Annotated in this window: 12 protein-coding genes; 1 reads left to right on the top strand and 11 read right to left on the bottom strand. The window is 38.7% G+C overall.

The genetic code is table 11. The annotated features are described in order from the left end of the window. Positions 1-103: 103 nt before the first annotated feature. The 4 genes from KQI21_RS08855 to gdhA form a co-directional block, all read right to left on the bottom strand. The gene (locus KQI21_RS08855) at positions 104-559 is read right to left on the bottom strand and encodes a hypothetical protein (RefSeq protein ID WP_216483833.1); all 456 of its coding nucleotides are present in this window, start codon (positions 557-559) and stop codon (positions 104-106) included. 3 nt (positions 560-562) lie between these two features. After that, positions 563-1,372 (bottom strand): DUF3100 domain-containing protein, encoded by an 810-nt coding sequence (locus KQI21_RS08850; protein WP_216483832.1) that lies wholly within the window; start codon positions 1,370-1,372, stop codon positions 563-565. A gap of 62 nt (positions 1,373-1,434) precedes the next feature. Continuing rightward, the gene (locus KQI21_RS08845) at positions 1,435-2,613 is read right to left on the bottom strand and encodes a M20 family metallopeptidase (protein ID WP_309245530.1); all 1,179 of its coding nucleotides are present in this window, start codon (positions 2,611-2,613) and stop codon (positions 1,435-1,437) included. A 902-nt stretch (positions 2,614-3,515) separates the two neighbouring features. After that, the gene (gene gdhA / locus KQI21_RS08840) at positions 3,516-4,898 is read right to left on the bottom strand and encodes an NADP-specific glutamate dehydrogenase (protein ID WP_216483831.1); all 1,383 of its coding nucleotides are present in this window, start codon (positions 4,896-4,898) and stop codon (positions 3,516-3,518) included. A gap of 171 nt (positions 4,899-5,069) precedes the next feature. Between gdhA and gltC the strand changes: the two genes are divergently transcribed. After that, complete coding sequence (gltC, locus tag KQI21_RS08835; RefSeq protein ID WP_216483830.1) at positions 5,070-5,975, top strand: glutamate biosynthesis transcriptional regulator GltC; 906 nt, start codon at positions 5,070-5,072, stop codon at positions 5,973-5,975. Between the two features lie 77 nt (positions 5,976-6,052). Here gltC and KQI21_RS08830 read toward each other — a convergent pair whose 3' ends face one another. The 7 genes from KQI21_RS08830 to hutU form a co-directional block, all read right to left on the bottom strand. Next, positions 6,053-7,642, bottom strand: a complete 1,590-nt coding sequence (locus tag KQI21_RS08830; RefSeq protein ID WP_216483829.1) for a long-chain-fatty-acid--CoA ligase — start codon at positions 7,640-7,642, stop codon at positions 6,053-6,055. A 28-nt stretch (positions 7,643-7,670) separates the two neighbouring features. Beyond that, a complete protein-coding gene (locus tag KQI21_RS08825) occupies positions 7,671-8,654 on the bottom strand; it encodes an NAD(P)H-dependent flavin oxidoreductase (RefSeq protein ID WP_216483828.1) in 984 nt (327 codons plus the stop codon). 438 nt (positions 8,655-9,092) lie between these two features. Next, on the bottom strand, positions 9,093-10,574 hold the full coding sequence (gene hutH, locus KQI21_RS08820; RefSeq protein WP_216483827.1) for a histidine ammonia-lyase: 1,482 nt from the start codon (positions 10,572-10,574) through the stop codon (positions 9,093-9,095). Between the two features lie 366 nt (positions 10,575-10,940). After that, on the bottom strand, positions 10,941-11,375 hold the full coding sequence (gene hutP / locus KQI21_RS08815; protein ID WP_216483826.1) for a histidine utilization transcription antiterminator HutP: 435 nt from the start codon (positions 11,373-11,375) through the stop codon (positions 10,941-10,943). A gap of 220 nt (positions 11,376-11,595) precedes the next feature. After that, positions 11,596-12,894, bottom strand: coding sequence for an imidazolonepropionase (gene hutI, locus KQI21_RS08810; RefSeq protein WP_216483825.1), 1,299 nt, complete (start codon positions 12,892-12,894; stop codon positions 11,596-11,598). A 30-nt stretch (positions 12,895-12,924) separates the two neighbouring features. Continuing rightward, positions 12,925-13,881: a formimidoylglutamase gene (gene hutG / locus KQI21_RS08805; protein ID WP_216483824.1), complete on the bottom strand. Its 957-nt coding sequence runs from the start codon at positions 13,879-13,881 to the stop codon at positions 12,925-12,927. A 167-nt stretch (positions 13,882-14,048) separates the two neighbouring features. After that, positions 14,049-15,707, bottom strand: a complete 1,659-nt coding sequence (gene hutU / locus KQI21_RS08800) for a urocanate hydratase (RefSeq protein ID WP_216483823.1) — start codon at positions 15,705-15,707, stop codon at positions 14,049-14,051. Positions 15,708-16,216: the final 509 nt, after the last annotated feature.

Genomic DNA, 16,216 nt, shown 5'->3' with positions numbered 1-16,216 from the left:
ATAATTTCCTAGACAACAAAAGGTAACTAACCATGAGGCTTTTTCAATCTCATGGCTGTCCACCTAAAATTCACAGTTTTTTCCACCTGAGAGAAAAAACTGACTAGATAACTCCTTGAATACGTAAAGCAATTTCTGCTACTAGAGCCGAACCCAAATATGTTCCCGTCAATACGAATATTCCAACGATAATAGTTCTCCAACCTAACTTGACAAAATCTGTCCATGATCTGCCAATAGAAATACCCGCATAAGCAAGAATTGGTGTCGTAATCGCAAGTAAGTTTACCTCTGATGTCCAAGCAACTATTTGTTCTGAACCAGGAACCCCAGGAATGGTTAGGATAAATGCGAGAATCCCAATATATGCAATACTCGGAATCTTCTTGTAAGGAATCATATGATGTATCATCACTCCTGCCAGACTGATCATTATTAATACGATTACTCCCGGAAGCGATGCTAGTGGCATAACGTCATAACCAATCCAATTGCCAATAACAACCATTAGGCCAATAATAACAAATAAGAGTACCCACTCTTGAATATTTTTTAGCATCCGCTACACCGCCTTTGATTTTGATTGTTCATATTTTTTTCGTGTCATAACTTGATATAATTTCTCCGTAAGTGGCAAGCCAATAAAGATACTAGCATATAAGCCTGTAACAGACGTTAGCAAATTACTAGCTCCTGAGAAGGCAGTAAGGTTATCAGCCATATCAGGATAAGCAGCAAGGAGCGGCCCCAAAGAAGCAGCCGTCATACTACCACTACCAATCCCCGTCGCCATCGCAAAAGAATATGGATGAAACGGAATAATTGAAGCCAAGAATCCTGAGGCCGCCCCCAAAAAAATCGAGCCAAAGACGGTACCAAATATGTACATTGCCATAACTCCTCTTCCTTCTGGAGAAGACAGACCATACTTATCTGTAATTAGAGCAAGATTTGGCTCTCTGCCGATAGAATGGGTCATCCCCACACTTTCACGTTTCAATCCTAAAATAATTGCCAGCGGTAATGCCAAAAGCACAGTTCCTAAATTTCCTAATTCCTGTAACACTAAAGCCCATCCTGCATCAACCAATTGCGGTATTGCCGGACCAGCTTGTACACCAAATTTGGCAATCAGTAAAGTAACGGATATAAACACAAGCGCTTCTGCATTTTTTGACTGTTTTTCCTTAATCAACGGTGTAAAAAATAAAACAACCCCAATGATGACAGCATAAAGCATGGGTAAAAGTAAAACGACACCTACACCTAATTTAACTTCATAGGTACCAATAAACTCCGTAAACATGACAATTCCTAATACAAGAACATGTAAACGCCAATCTTTCCATAAATTAACCGCTTGCTGACTCATACTCGTTTGCCTCCTTAAATGACTCGATAAGAGCCTAATCCAAGATCCTATCGAATTTCCAGCTATGAATTTTGTTGCATGTATTGTAATGTAGCAGCCCCCAATACTTTAGCAGCATTTAACAATGCTCGTTCATCGAAATCAAATTTAGGATGGTGATGTGGAAATGCTTTATCTATGCTGGGGTTCTTCGCACCAGTAAAGAAAAATGTCCCCTTTACATGTTGTAAGTAATAAGCATAGTCCTCCCCACTCATCACTGGAGGCGTTTCCGTAACTTCTTTTATATCAGGAACTTGTTTTGCGATATTTGCAACAAATTCCGTTTCCCTTTGATGATTAACGAGCGTAGGATAGCCTCTAGAATACGTAAATTCATAATCAGCCCCGGAAGCTTCACATGTCCCTTTAACAATGCGTTCCATTTCTTCTTCAATGGAATTGCGTGTTTCTTCATTCAATGTTCGAACCGTTCCTGTTAATTGAGCAGTATCAGCAATAACATTATAGGGATTCTTAGCAATAAAATTACAAACCGAAACGACTGCTGCATCAAGTGGATCTACCTTTCTACTAACAATTTGCTGAAGGCTATTAATCAGTTGACTACCAACAATAATGCTATCTATTGTATGATGCGGAGCAGCTCCATGCCCTCCGGCACCTTTAATCATAATATCAAATCGATCTGCTGCAGCTTGCAAAGCTCCAGTTCGGTAAACAATGGTTCCAAGTGGTAATTGTGCCTGTAAATGTGTTCCAAAGATAACATCGACGCCATCTAAGCAACCAGCTTCGATCATTGAAATAGCGCCCCCAGGTGGAAGTTCTTCAGCATGCTGATGCAGAAAAACAATCGTTCCTACTAATTCCTCCTGCATTCCATTTAATACTTTAGCAAGTCCTAACAATGTAGCAGTATGTCCATCATGACCACATGCGTGCATAACACCGTCATTTTTTGATTTGTATGGGACATCCGTTTTTTCCTGAATGGGTAACGCATCAAAGTCTGCCCGTAAAGCAATCGTCGGACCTGGTCTGTCTCCTTTTAAATAAGCTAAAACACCATTTCCACCAACATTTGTTTTGACTTTATGACCCAATGCAGTATGATAATCTGCAATATAGGCAGCTGTTTTTGTTTCTTGAAATGATAGTTCCGGATACTGGTGAAGATAACGGCGAATTTCTACCATTTCATTATAAACAGCATCCAACTGACTAAATAATTTGTCCACGCAATCAGTCTCCTTTTTTGTATTTAATGAATATCATAATATAATCTGAAAAAAAATAAAATAACATACGTGAAATTTTTTCTAAAATGTTCTTCTCACGAAATACTCGTTTAATCAAGGGAACATTTTGCAAAGCAGTTAACTAGCATCCGGGATAAAGGAAACATGCCTCTAAAACAGGTAGATGCCGACGCCTGAGAGGCAGGCCCGCTTTTAAACGGCCTTCCTTTAGATTCGAGACGATGTTGACTTATCGTAGGAAGAAGATTGAAGTTTGCTACAACTTGAGAGCTTAAGCTAGACTACAAAAGCTACTTATTAGAAAAACTTGGCTTGTCGTCAAGTCTTTATGGCGAAAGCTATCGTTTTTCTTATTCTATAAACCATAAAGTTTTATACTTTCCTATAGTGCGAAAAAAGGTATCCCATTGTAAGAATGGATAAACTCTCAATAGTATAAATAAACAAGGACCTTTAAAAGATCCTTGTTTTATACTAGATTATTTATTTACCAAAAATAACCACAATCGTTCAATAAAGTGAAACTTCATTTCTTGGAATGCTTTTTCCAAAGAAATGTTAGTACCACAAGGGTATGACCTAAAGGCCCTTGAACGAATCGGGCATTTAGGTGCCGTTTTCTCACACTTAGACCCTTTTGTATCAGCTCAGGTCTTGAAGTGGGAGTCTTACGGCACCTTACATGCGGGATAAAGTGAAACTTCATTTCTTGGAATGTTTTTTCCAAAGAAATGTTAGTACCACAAGGGTATGACCTAAAGGCCCTTGAACGAATCGGGCATTTAGGTGCCGTTTTCTCACACTTAGCTCCTTTTGTATCAGCTCAGGTCTTGAAGTGGGAGTCTTACGGCACCTTACATGCGGGATAAAAAATGTCAAGCTTAAATAATGCCCTGAGCAATCATCGCATCTGCGACTTTTATAAATCCAGCGATATTTGCACCAAGTACTAGATTTCCAGGTTGCCCATAATCTTCTGCTGCTTTGGTAGAAGTAGAGTAGATATTATTCATAATCTCATACAGCTTACTATCTACCTCTTCAAAGGACCAAGCTAAACGCGCGCTATTTTGTGCCATCTCCAAAGCGGAGACAGCTACTCCTCCAGCGTTCACGGCTTTTGCCGGAGCAAATAAAATATTATTTTCCAAGAAAATCTCAATAGCTTCTAGAGTTGTAGGCATGTTTGCACCTTCACCGACAGCCTTAACACCATTCGCAACCAGGAGCCTTGCTGCACTGTCATCTATTTCGTTCTGAGTAGCACAAGGAAGTGCAATATCACATGGTATTTCCCAGATGCCGGAGCAGCCTTCTTTAAACATAGCATGAGGGTGCTCTTTAATGTATTCTCTAATTCTTCCTTGTTCTTCCTCTTTTAAACGTTTAACAGTCTCCAAGTTGATACCATTTTCATCATAGATATATCCATCCGAGTCACTGCAGGCAATAACATTCGCACCTAATTCCGCCATTTTTTCCATTGCATGAATCGAAACATTTCCTGAACCTGATACAATCACTTTACATCCATCTAAGCTTAATCCGTTGTCTTTGAACATGGCATCCATAAAATAAGCAGTTCCATAACCTGTTGCTTCTTTACGAGCTAAGCTGCCGCCATATCCAATTCCTTTTCCTGTTAAGACTCCTGCTTCATAGGCTCTACAAAGCTTTTTATACTGACCAAACATATAGCCTATTTCCCTAGCACCAACACCGATATCACCAGCTGGCACATCTAGATCTGGACCAATATGTTTGCTAAGCTCTGTCATAAAACTCTGCGTAAAGCGCATAATTTCCATTTCCGATTTCCCTTTTGGGTCAAAATCCGCTCCACCTTTTGCTCCGCCAATTGGTTGACCGGTCAAAGAATTCTTAAATGTTTGCTCAAAGCCCAAAAATTTAATAATGCTCTCATTTACAGTTGGATGGAATCTTATACCACCTTTATATGGGCCAAGTGCACTACTAAATTGCACACGATAGCCACGATTTACCCGTACCTTTCCTTTATCATCCACCCAAGGAACACGAAATGTAATCGTTCTTTCCGGCTCTACCATACGTTCAAGAATTGCTTGTTGCATATAATTTGGATGCTTAGCTAAAACAGGTATAAGAGAATCAAACACTTCTTTAACTGCTTGTTGAAACTCTACCTGATCAGGATTACGCTTCTTAACCATTTCATATACTTCATCTACATAATCCTTTGCCTGTTGCAGATAGGTGAACTCCATTTTTTCAACAGTTTTCATTTTCCGTCATCCCTTTTGTGTCATTTAAATAATGAAAATATTTAGCGAACAATTAAAATTTAGTGGATTTCCTATTAAAGAATATTTTATAATTAAACAAAGTATCGAATCAATATAAAGAAACGATAGAGTTAATGCGTTAAACGCATGATTAGGAAAGGAGAGGAGAAAATGGAGATTCGCCAAATACGTTATTTTATGGAAGTTGCTACAAGAGAACACGTTACAGAAGCCGCAAATGCACTGCATGTTGCCCAATCCTCTGTTAGTAGACAAATTGCCAATTTAGAAAATGAATTAGGTGCTGATTTATTTATCCGAGAAAGCAGAAGGGTTAAATTAACACCGGTAGGAAAAATCTTCTTTAAACGAATGAAGCAAGCAATGAATGTTATTGATGACGCAACAAGAGAAGTAGAAGAATATTTAGATCCGAAAAAGGGAACGATTCGAATCGCATACCCTATCAGTCTGGCTTCCCACACGATACCCACAGCCATTCACGCATTCCGTGTTTACTATCCTGAAGTAAAATTTCAGTTAAAACAAGCACTTTATCCAGATTTAATCCAAGGAGTAATTGATGGCGATTTCAATTTGGCATTATTAGGTCCATTACCTAAGGCAGACGAAAAATTTAGACGAAAAATTCTATTCACGGAAAATTTGGTGGCTCTTTTACCACTTCATCATACACTTGCTAACAAGCCTTCTATTGGGCTTAGAGAATTAAAGGATGATCCGTTTATCATGCTTCCAAAGGGGTTTATATTGAGAGAAATTGTAGAAAAAGCCTGTACCTCACATGGATTTACTCCGAAGGTTGGTTTTGAAGGAGATGATACAGATGCACTAAAAGGATTAGTTTCAGCTGGGCTGGGAGTAGCATTGATGCCGGAAGTTACAGTGATCGATAATGTTCCCCGTTCCACTGTAAACATACCACTGTCAAACAATACAATCACTCGCACTGTTGGAGTAATCACACCTACACATCGTAAGCTATTACCCACCGAAGAGATATTTCATCAATTTTTACTGGATTTCTTTTCTAGATTAAATCATTTTAGTGGTTAAGAAAATAAGCCTCCCATTAGCATGAACGGAAGGCTTAGCAACTTTAAAAATCATTCATTTGTGATACCTTCTAAGAATTAGTTAACACGTTTTTCGCTATCCCAATACATCTTCCTTAAACGAAACTTTTGCAGTTTCCCTGTAGCAGTCTTCGGAAGTTCCTCAACAAATTCAACTGCCTTTGGCGCTTTAAAATGCGCCATATTCTCCCGGCAGAATGCTATAATTTCGGATTCCGTTACTGTATTTCCCGGCTTTAAAACAATAATTGCTAACGGTACCTCCCCCCATCTATCATTGGGAATGGCTATAACAGCCGTCTCCAAAACTGCCGGATGTTTATATAACACCCCTTCAATTTCTGTTGAGGATATGTTTTCTCCTCCGGAAATAATGATATCCTTTGCTCGATCACGAATTTCTATATAGCCGTCCGGATGAGTAACTGCTAAGTCACCTGTGTAGAACCACCCATCCTTCATTGCAGCTTTCGTTTGCTCTTCATCTTTATAATATCCTTTCATTACGACATTGCCTCGAGTTACAATTTCCCCAAGTTCTTCACCATTCCAAGCTACCTCTTGCCCATCCTGACCAACAACCTTCGTTTCCCCATTAAAAGCAAGTTCAATTCCTTGTCTTGCTTTTAATGCTGCTTGTTCTTCCGGTAATAGTTGATCAAAATCCGATTTCCATTCATTATAAAGAATAAATGGTGAGGTTTCGGTAAGTCCATAAATATGGATGATATCCAGCCCAAGCAGCTCTTGAGCCTTTTGAATTACTGCCGCTGATGGAGGGGATCCAGCAATCGCCATCCTGGATTTAACCTTAATATTAGTTTCATTTACTTTCGGGTCATTTACTAGCATATTAATGACTATTGGTGCTCCGCATAAAAGTGAAATATGATGTCTTTCAAATAAATCTAATATGACTTTAGGGTCTACTTTCCGCAAACAAACATGAACACCACCAACAGCTGTAATCGCCCAAATACCTCCCCACCCATTTACATGAAACAATGGAAGTGTATGCAGATAAACATCCTCATGGTGGACACGCAAATGAAACATAAAATCTGCCGCATTTAAATAATTACTACGATGGGTTTGCATAACGCCTTTAGGTTTTGATGTTGTTCCACTTGTGTAATTGATTGTTATAAGCTGATTTTCATTTATTTCCATTGGTGAAAATTGAGCAGGCTCGACATGCTTGATAAAGTTTTCATAATCAATTCCTTGAATCTTGCTTTCATAACCTGGAACCGCTACAATAACTATTTCCTCCAGATTTAAATTAGCAGCAATCTCTTCAATGGAAGGTGTAAATGCTGCGTCAACAATTAATAGTTTTGCATCACTATGATTAATAATGTATTCCATATCAGCTGATGAAATACGATAATTCATCGGAACCATTACTGCGCCCATCTGACAGATTCCATAAAAGCATTCCAGCATATAATGCGTATTAGGAAGCATAACTGCTACATGATCCCCTTTTCTAATTCCTGCTTTCATTAATGCTCTCGATAGTCGATCAACTCTTTCTCCAAATTGCTTATACGTAAATGTTTTTTCTTCATCGATAACTGCTGTTTTGTTCGGATAATATTTCATTGCTCTTCGTTTCCAATCTATTGGTGTAAGTGGATAATACATACCATCTGCCCCTTTGGTTTGATCAATATTAATTATTTGAAAAAGCATGCTGTTGTTTTACTATTTTCAACTGAGCACGCTGATAAGCTTCCTCTAGTTCAGCAACGATCTTCTCTATTGATTGCACATGAGTAATAGGCCCAATTCCTTGTCCTGCTCCCCAAATATCCTTCCAAGCTTTCACTTCTGTATTTAATTTATTAAAGTCAATTTCTTGCTTTTTCTCTAAGTTTGTTGGGTCTAACCCGGCTTTTACAATACTGGGAATTAAATAATTTGCATTTATTCCGCTAAAAGCATCTGTATAAATAATATCTTCAATGGAAGAATCAATAATCGTCTGTTTATACTCTTTTGTAGCTGAACTCTCCATGGACGGGATAAATCTCGTACCCATATAAACAAAATCCGTCCCTAGAATTTCAGCTGCTAAAATATCCTCTCCTTTTGACATACCCCCAGCTAAAATAATTGGTCCGGAAAAGAAGGATCGTACTTCGTGAACAAACGAAATCGGATTTAATACACCTGCATGTCCGCCAGCACCACTGGCCACCAATACTAACCCGTCTGTTCCTTTTTCGATTGCTTTTTTAGCAAATTTAATATCAATAACATCAGAAAATACGATGCCGCCATATTCATGGGCTATCTTTACCACAGGACTAGGATCGCCTAAAGATGTAATCACGATTGGCGGCTTATATTTTTCAATCAGTTTTAAATCCTCCGTATAGCGCTTGTTAGAGCGATGAGTAATAAAATTTATTCCCCATGGAGCAAGCTGCTTATTGGGATTTTCTCTTTTTATTTTCTCTAGCTCTGCATTGATTTGTGCCATCCATTCTTCTAACACTTCTCCTGTTCTTGCATTTAATGCCGGGAATGTTCCAATGATTCCAGAGGAACAGGCTGCTGTAACCATTTTTGGATTAGAAATTAAAAACATTGGTGCCATAATTACAGGTAAACGCATCGATTCTTTCATTTTTTGCACAGTTGCATTTGACATTTACAAGGCTCCTTTATACATTAAGTTGGATAAATAAATAGAAACTGCTCTCTCTCTCAACCCTTAACTATTCTGTTTTTCACATAATACAATAGGTTAATGAGTTGAGATCTCCCATCCTCCTCTAAAAAAGATGTTGCCAACATTGCTGTCAGCGAGTTCTCCTTCGACTAGTATTATGGTCTGGACACCTTACTAACACTTATACTGGGGGTAAAAAACGAAGCACCTTATAAAGCAAACGTTTTCAATAATATGATTATCTATATAAATTTACCAGTTTTACATATTGAACCCCCAGTATAATTACTGACAATTCTAATAATTACTTTTGTAATTGTCAAGTTTCATCAAGTGAAATTTATACCTTTTTGAAATATTCTTTCACATGGATTAATTCGTATTTTATTGATTAATCGGATGGATTTAAATGGGCTTTTAATAGTTACTTAAATAAGTTGAGACCTGTTGAATATCTTTTGAGAAGACTCTATCTGTTGTAATACTTGGTACGATTTCACGGAACTCCATCCATTTCTTTTTTAGCTTTGGTGACATATTATCTATCCCTCTATATTCCACAGCCTGTAGGGCACATATACATTCGATAGCTAGAACATGCCTTGTATTTTGGATAATCAAATGTGCATGTCGTGCACCAATGGTACCCATGCTTACATGATCTTCCTGATTTCCAGAAGAAGGTATAGAATCAACACTTGCAGGGTGGGCGAGTGTCTTATTCTCCGATACAAGGGATGCTGCTACATATTGCATAATCATAGCGCCAGATTGTAATCCTGGTGCCGGGCTTAAGAATGGAGGTAAATCATTTAAATGTGGATTTACTAGTCTCTCCACTCTGCGTTCCGAAATATTTGCAAGTTCTGCCATTGCAATTTTCAAAAAGTCCATTGCAAAAGCAATTGGCTCTCCATGAAAATTACCACTAGATATAATCAATTCTCCGTCTCGTAAAATTAACGGGTTATCTGTTGCAGCATTAGCCTCTATCTCTAACTTTTCTTTAACATAATCGAGTACTTGCCAGATAGCTCCGTGTACCTGTGGGATACAGCGTAATGCATATGCGTCTTGTACCCGTTTTTCTCCTTGATGTGCAACCAATTGACTTCCTTCTAACCATTTTATCATCCGTTTTGCTACAGCTATTTGTTGTGGGTATCCCCTTGCTTCATGAACTGCAGGGTGAAATGCATCAATAATTCCTTCAAGCCCCTCCATCGTCATAGATGCAATCCATTCACTGTCACAAGCAAGCCTTTCTGCTTCTAAATAACTGATAACCCCTACAGCAACCATAGCCTGTGTTCCGTTTATTAAAGCGAGTCCTTCCTTAGCCTGTAATACAATTGGTTTGATCCCTTTTTCGTTGAAAACTTTTTCTGTATCTATATGTTCCCCTGATGATCCGAATACCTTTCCTTCTCCAATCATTACTAATGCTAAATGAGCTAATGGAGCTAAATCACCTGATGCCCCTAAAGATCCTTGCTGAGGAATAACAGGATGAATCTGTTTATTAATCAATTCCATTAATAGTTCTATAAGCTCTGGACGAACACCTGAATACCCTTTAATAAGCGCATTTAGCCGTAACAGCAGCATTGCTCTTGAGACCAACTCCGAAAATGGCTCGCCTACACCACATGCGTGTGAACGAATAAGATGAAGCTGAAGTTCAGCGACATTTTCATTATTGATGATAACATCACTAAACTTGCCAAAGCCTGTATTTATCCCATAGATCGTTTGTTTATCTGAAACGATTCCTTCAACAGCGGCTCTGCTCTTCCTGACTCGATTCATACTTTGTTGAGAAATAGTCAGCCCTTCTTTTTTTAGACAAACCCTAGCAATTTGTTGCATCGTTAAAGAAGATCCTGTTAATTCAACCATAAGTCTCCCCCTTACCATTGTAATTTTTCGTTTAGAAGAACTTGGCTTGTCGCCAGGTCTTAGCGAAAGATGTAGTTTTTCTTATACTATAAACCCTAAAATTTTATCCTTTTGTATAGTAGAACAAAAGCGGATAAGCCAGGACAAAGCTACTTTTTAGAAAAACTTGGCTTATCGCCAAGTCTTTAGCGAAAGATGTAGTTTTTCTTATACTATAAAGCCTAAAGTTTTATATTTTCCTATAGTGCAAAAAATAACTACCATGTAAAAACAAATATCGTTACCTAAACATTTAAAAAGGAGGCAATAATGGCATACAAAATAGCCATCATCACCTCCTATTGACTAATATCGATAGGTAATGATTTAAATATGATTGACACCTAAACCTATAGCTTCATGTTCCAGTCCCTTTATTGGAGCTCCAATTGTTCCATAAAATGCAACCGCTAACCACTCACCTTCTGCTTCATTAGAATAAGGTTTTCCACGTACAACAGCAAAGCGAAGGCCTACTGTACGCATCATATCACCAATTGCCCACTGTCCTCTCATCACGCCTTCAAGCGCTTCCAAAATAGCATGATAAAGTGCGTGGGTTTCTCGATAAATCCCTTCGTTAATCAGCCCACTGCGCTTTACAGCAGTTTCTACAGCTGAAATAACCTTTTGCATATCCATTGACCCAACCTTCCCCTCACAAATTTGTACCTCTTGAAATAGTTTAGGGAAAGCTACACGCTCCTGTTCGTTAAGCATGGCAAATAAAATAGCGATCTTACCAATCCGCCTTTTGGTCATTGCTTCAGCCCCTACTCTGCAATTTCTAATAAACTAATAACTAATTGTAGTATACGTATATGAAAGCATCTTCGTCAATTGTCTACAAACGAACTGAGAGATACAATCACATCATTATATATGCAGCTTGACTGAATTTATTCTTACTAAAACAATACCCGATCATATTTGTTTCTTGAACGATTACGAACTCTTTTCAAACTCCATCAATCTTGCTTTTTTAGACTTTACTTTCGTTTTGTTGCTTCACTAGCTGTCTATTTTTTACTACTACACAACCATTTTTAATTACTGTATCTACATGGTTCATACCATATTGATAGGATAAAGTTAAATAGTTAGGAACATTAAATATGGTAATATCTGCTTTTTTCCCGACTTCGAGACTACCAACTTCTTGAGCATAATCAATGGCATGCGCTGCATTAATTGTTGTAGCTATTAAAACTTCTTCCGGTGTCATTCCCATGTTTAAACAGCCTAAATTCATAATAAACGGTAATGACAGCGTCGGAGACGAACCTGGATTTGCATCGGTTGATAATGCAACAGCAACACCATTATCGATCATTTTTCGTGCTTCTGCGTATTCAGCCATAAGGAAAAATGCAGTTCCCGGAAGTAAAACACCAATCACCTCTTTATCTGCCATCTGTTGGATACCTTTCTCTGATGCCTTTAACAGATGATCTGCAGAAATAGCACTAACTTCAGCTGCAATTTCAGCCCCACCATATGGTTCAATTTCATCAGCATGAATTTTAGGAATCAGTCCATATTTTTTGCCAGCTTCCAAAATACGTTTAGATTGCTCTGGTGTAAAGACTCCTCGTTCACAAAAAACATCGTTAAATTTTGCAAGCTTTCGCTTAGCTACTTCAGGAAGCATTTCATGGATTACCTTATCGACAAAAACTTCAGGGTCATCTTTGTCCGATACAGGGATGGCATGTGCTCCCATAAACGTCGACACGACGTCTACTGCATGATCTTCATGTAATTTTTTTGCTACTTCTAATTGTTTTATTTCATGCTCAGTTGTTAGTCCATAACCACTTTTCGCTTCGATTGTAGTTACCCCATGCAATAAAAATGTATCCAGCCTTTTTCTTGATTCTTCATATAGTTGTGCAAAGCCTGCCATTTGGGTCGCTCTTGTTGTCGCATGAATGCCGCCTCCAGCATTCATAATATCCATATACGTTTTTCCATTTAATCGCATAGCATATTCATTCTCTCTTGTCCCTGCATGTACTAAATGTGTATGAGGATCAATTAAACCAGGTGTTACTATTTTATTAGTTGCATCAACTTCGGTTGCATTTTCAATCAGTTCAGGATAGTTTTTTTGTATTTCTGCAGTTTTTCCAACAGCAACTATTTTTCCATCATGCGAAAGTATGCTGCCATCCTCAATAATACTTAACTCTCGCATAGCTGATCCTTTTGCCGGTCTTTCTGTATGTCCACGCATCGTAATTAACTGGGCTGCATGTTTGATAAATAATATATTCGTCATGTTATTACGCTCCTTTATTTTTAGCATGAATCATAGCTTTTGCTTACTAATTCCCTGCATCGCTTCAGCGATTAAATAAGCGGCCAGCCTAACTGTCTTATCATTTTCGTCGAATTCAGGGTTTACCTCAGAAATATCAAAGCTAAGTAAATTCGGCTGGCCTGTTATAAAACGGATTAAATCACGAACTGTTTTTGGTTCCAGTCCAAATGGGCTTGGAGCACTAACACCTGGTGCTGAAGAAAAGGCGAATACATCCATACATATTGTTAACATAATATAATCATATTGCTTGGCAAATGAATCAATAACTTGATACGTTTTGTCATCCGTTGTTACATTTTCGGCGAGAATATACTTACAACCATATTGGGCTGCGTCTTGAAAAAGCGCAGCTGTATTTCCCCATGGCTGAATACCTAAACATAAATAACCTGCCTGCTTATCATGTTCCAAAATTTGTCTAAACATCGTACCAGAAGAAGGAGGATCATCATTTCGCAAATCAAAATGGGCATCGATATTAATAATACCTAACTTAGCATCTTCTTTTATATACTCACGTACACCTAAATAATGACCAAATAAAGTTTCATGACCTCCTCCAACAATGACAGGAGTGCAATGTTGTTGCAATAATTGGTCAATATAGTTTCCAAGTTCTACTTGTGCTGCTTCTAAATCCTGATTCATGCAATTTACATTACCAACATCTATGAATCCCAAATTGTTTATGTGGTAAGGTAAGTTAGCTAACATCGAACGAATTTTATTTGGAGCTTTTGCTGCACCTTGCCGTCCCTTATTTCGTCTAACCCCCTCATCCGAAACAAAGCCAATAAGGGAAAATTCCCTTTGTAGCTCATTGTATTCCTTCCATTCATCGATATTTTTTAATTGGACAACTTGATGAAATCGAAAATTAGCTGGGTCCGTTTCATGATCTATCCTACCCGACCATAGTTGCTTTTCGGCTGGAGTATACATAATAAAACCACCTTATTCCTAATTATGATTTACTATCTAAAGCAAATGGCGTCCTTTTGCATACTGTGTTGAAATTTTTTTGTACTCGCCTGCTTGTTTATACAAATAAACCATTTCATGTGCTAGACCTATGGAAGCTTAGATACGATAAGAAGCAAGTTAACATCCTATTCCATCATGGGAATATGAATCCCCTTCTTTTTTGCTGTTTCTATCGCAATTTCGTAGCCAGCATCTACATGACGTGCAACTCCCATACCGGGATCAGTAATCAAAACTCGATTTATTTTTTCTGCTGCTTCATTCGTTCCATCGGCAACAATCACTTGACCGGCATGCTGGGAATACCCCATTCCTACACCGCCTCCGTGGTGAACACTTACCCAACTTGCTCCTCCTGCTGTATTGACAAGTGCATTTAATATCGGCCAATCCGAAACAGCATCACTGCCATCCTTCATCCCTTCCGTTTCTCGATTTGGAGAAGCGACAGAGCCTGAATCAAGATGATCTCGCCCGAAAACAATTGGAGCTTTAATAACCCCAGAAGCAACAAGTTTATTTACTTCCAACGCAAAACGGTGACGATCACCATACCCTAACCAGCAAATACGCGCAGGAAATCCTTGCCACTTGATCATTTTTTGCGCCATATCAATCCAATTGACTAAAGATTCATCCGCTGCAAACATCTCTGTTACTAAACGGTCTGTTTGGTAAATATCCTCCGGGTCTCCAGAAAGAGCCGCCCATCGAAAAGGCCCCTTCCCTTCACAAAATAATGGACGTATATAGGCTGGTACAAAACCAGGAAAACCAAAGGCATTTTTTACGCCCATTTCCTTCGCATAAGCCCGAATATTGTTACCATAATCAAAAACTTCCGCTCCAGCTGCTTGGAAATCGAGCATGGCTTGAACATGAATAGCCATAGCCGCTTTCGCTTTTTCCTCATAAGCTTTTGGGTCTGTTTTTCTCAATATGAGAGCCTCTTCAAAGCTCATTCCATTGGGAACATATCCATTTAACGGGTCATGAGCACTTGTCTGATCTGTTACGATAGCAGGGATTATCCCTTTTTGATAAATAGCTGGATAAATATCTGCACAATTACCAACAAGACCAATCGATACTGCTTCTTTTTTATGTTGAAATTCTCTAGCCAATTGCAATGCCTCATCCAAATCTGTAGCTAAATAATCACAATATCCCTCCGTTATTTTTCTCTCAATTCGCTTTTGTTCTACCTCAACTACAAGCGTTACTGCGCCAGCCATTTTTCCCGCCAACGGCTGTGCTCCACTCATGCCACCCATTCCTCCAGTTAAAATTAACCGGCCGGCTAAATCCGTAGTACCAAATGCTTTCCTACCTGCCTCTACAAAACTTAAGTAGGTTCCTTGCAAAATACCTTGAGCGCCAATATATATCCAGCTTCCAGCTGTCATCTGCCCATACATCATTAAGCCTTCACTTTCCAGTTTGTAAAAGTGATCCCACTTCGCCCATGCCGGAACAATATTCGAATTTGCGATTAATACTCGAGGCGCATGTTCATGTGTTCTAAAAACAGCTACTGGTTTACCTGATTGCACAATTAGCGTCTCATCATTTTCTAAATTTTTCAATGTCTCTATTATTTTATGAAAAGATTCCCAATTCCTTGCAGCTTTGCCAATTCCTCCATACACAACTAATTCATTTGGATTTTCTGCAACTTGCGGATCTAAATTATTCATCAGCATTCTCATGGCAGCTTCCTGTTGCCAGCCTTTACAGGTTAAGTTTGTACCTGTTGGTGCTTTGATCATTTGATTTGTTTTCATAAAAAAAACTCCCCTCATAATAAGTGAAACTTCATTCCGTGGAACGCTTTTTACACGGAATGTTAGTTGAACGAATCGGGCATTTAGGTGCCGTTTTCTACCACTTAGACCTTTTTGTACCAACTCAGGATCTTAATGTGGGAGACTTACGGCACCTTACATGCGGGATAAAGTGAAACTTCATTCCGTGGAACGCCTTTTTACACGGAATGTTAGTTGAACGAATCGGGCATTTAGGTGCCGTTTTCTACCACTTAGACCTTTTTGTACCAACTCAGGATCTTAATGTGGGAGACTTACGGCACCTTACATGCGGGATAAAGTGAAACTTCATTCAGTAGGGCTTTTTCCATTATCTCCTACTGATAGCAATCAGAACAAAGGCTATAATCTCAGGCGTCGTTAAAAAATCACGATGTGTCACTGTCGTCCCGAATCAACGGGGCGTTATCTTATCTCACATTTAGAACTCTTCGTATTCTTGAAGTGGGAGTCTTACGTTGCCTTAG

The sequence above is a fragment of the Virgibacillus proomii genome (assembly GCF_018916875.1).
Taxonomy (GTDB): Bacteria; Bacillota; Bacilli; order Bacillales; family Amphibacillaceae; genus Virgibacillus; species Virgibacillus proomii_B.
This window is presented reverse-complemented; position numbering and strand designations above follow the sequence as displayed.